1 pseudogene is annotated in these 989 nt (G+C 67.9%); it reads left to right on the plus strand.

What is annotated here, in order from left to right:
- Positions 1–201: 201 nt before the first annotated feature.
- Positions 202–989 (plus strand): annotated as a pseudogene (locus tag FMEAI12_RS02255) (helix-turn-helix domain-containing protein); the annotation flags it as partial.

Genomic DNA, 989 nt, shown 5'->3' on the forward strand with positions numbered 1-989 from the left:
GGGTAGGGCTTGCGTTCTGCCATGTCTTCCAGCAGAACGCACCAGCCGCCGACCGCAAGACGATCAGCCCCACACCCAAAAGATCAACTCAAGCTGAGGCCCGGCAAAAGCGTACAGAACGCCCACTCAGAACCCCGATTTGGGCGGTGACCTGCGCGTTTACCTACGGGCCGGGGTCCGTGTCGGGCAGGCTGGGTGGTCATGGTGTGGTCGCTGCTCTACGCCCTGACACGGAACACTCTCGGGCTGATGCTGCTCCGGATGCGTGGGGACACCTCGAAGGAGGCGGAGCTCCTTGTCCTGCGACATCAGGTGGCGGTGCTGCGCCGGCAGGTGAACCGGCCCGGTCCTGGAACCGGCGGATCGGGTGATCCTCGCAGCCCTGTCCCGGCTGCTGCCCCGGTCCAGCTGGGGTTCGTTCTTCGTCACCCCGGCCACCGTGCTGCGCTGGCACCGTGACCTCCTCGCACGCAAACGGACCTACCCGCGGAAGTCGCCCGGTCGGCCGCCGGTCCGCCGGGAGATCCGCGAGCTGGTCCTGCGCCTCGCACGGGAGAACCCGACCTGGGGCCACCGCAGGATCCAGGGAGAACTCGCCGGGCTGGGCTACCCGGTCGGAGTCGCCACCGTCTGGCGGATCCCGCACCGCGCCGGCATCGACCCCGCACCCCGCCGGGCCGACACCTCCTGGCGCACCTTCCTGTCCGCCCAGGCCTCCAGCCTGCTGGCCTGCGACTTCTTCACCGTGGACACCGTGTTCCTGCAACGGATCTACGTGTTCTTCGTCGTCGAACACGCCACCCGCCACGTCCATGTTCTCGGGACCACGAAGCACCCGACCGCAGCCTGGGTCACCCAGCAGGCACGGAACCTACTGATGGACCTCGACGAACGTGGCCACCGGTTCCAGTTCCCCCTCCGTGACCGCGACACCAAGTTCACGGCTTCCTTCGACGCCGTCTTCACCGGAGCCGGCATCGACGTGGCAC

This window comes from Parafrankia sp. Ea1.12 (assembly GCF_900465275.1).
Taxonomy (GTDB): domain Bacteria; phylum Actinomycetota; class Actinomycetes; order Frankiales; family Frankiaceae; genus Parafrankia; species Parafrankia soli.